Source organism: Pseudomonas sp. 05N434, assembly GCF_056396965.1.
Map to the genome: position 1 here is coordinate 1 of NZ_JBFTMK010000920.1, position 1,082 is coordinate 1,082.

2 protein-coding genes are annotated in these 1,082 nt (G+C 60.8%); both read left to right on the top strand.

Features of this window, described 5'->3' with window-relative positions:
• The coding region (locus AC1DLB_RS30710; protein WP_477786369.1) for a class I SAM-dependent methyltransferase at nucleotides 1-314 on the top strand (314 nt) is incomplete at its 5' end.
• Nucleotides 311-1,082: tRNA 5-methoxyuridine(34)/uridine 5-oxyacetic acid(34) synthase CmoB (gene cmoB, locus AC1DLB_RS30715; RefSeq protein ID WP_477786370.1), on the top strand; the 772-nt coding region annotated here is incomplete at its 3' end. The genes AC1DLB_RS30710 and cmoB, both read left to right, overlap by 4 nt.

The following is a 1,082-nucleotide window of genomic DNA, read 5'->3' on the forward strand; positions in this document are numbered from 1 at the left end:
CCCCGGACCAGCGCACCGCGCTGCTCGCGCGCATCCGCCAATCGCTGTTGCCCGGTGGCGCGCTGATTCTCTCGGAGAAGCTGCGCTTCAATGACCCCGAAGAACACGCGCTGCTCACTGACCTGCACGTGGCCTTCAAACGCGCCAACGGCTACAGCGAACTGGAAATCGCCCAGAAGCGCAGCGCCATCGAAAATGTCATGAAGCCCGACAGCCTCGAAGAACATCGCGAACGCCTGTTGGCCGCCGGTTTCTCGAAAGTCGTGCCGTGGTTCCAGTGTCTTAACTTTGCCTCGTTGATTGCCTTGCCATGATTGATTTGTCCCCCCTCGCCCGCCGTCTGGCCGGTACTCCGCTGGCCGAATGGGCCAACACCCTGCAAGTGCAACTCGACAAGAAAATGGAAAAAGGTCACGGCGACCTGGAGCGCTGGCAGAGCGCACTGGATGCATTGCCGAAGATCCAGCCGAGCGAAGTCGACTTGTTGAACGGCCTTAAGCTGGACACCGATTGCGACGATGAAACCCGCGCGCAAATGCGCACCGCGCTGATGGGTTTGTCTCCTTGGCGCAAAGGGCCGTTTGACCTGTTCGGCGTGCATGTCGACACCGAATGGCGCTCGGACTGGAAATGGTCCCGAGTGGCTCCGCATCTGGACCTGAAGGGCAAACGCATCCTCGATGTCGGCTGCGGCAACGGCTATTACATGTGGCGCATGCTCGGTGCCGGGGCCGACAGCGTAATCGGCGTCGACCCCAACTGGCTGTTCTTCTGCCAGTTCCAGGCGGTGCAGCGTTACCTGTCCGAGCCCAATGCCTGGCACCTGCCCTTCCCTTTCGAAGACCTGCCGCCGAACCTGGAAGGGTTCGACACCGTGTTTTCCATGGGCGTGTTTTACCACCGTCGTTCGCCGATCGAGCATTTGCTGGCGCTGAAGGATTGCCTGGTCAAGGGCGGTGAACTGGTGCTGGAGACGCTGGTGATCGAAGGCGATCAACAACAGGTATTGGTGCCGGAAGACCGTTACGCACAGATGCGCAATGTCTGGTTCCTGCCGTCGGTGCCGGCGCTGGAGCTGTGGC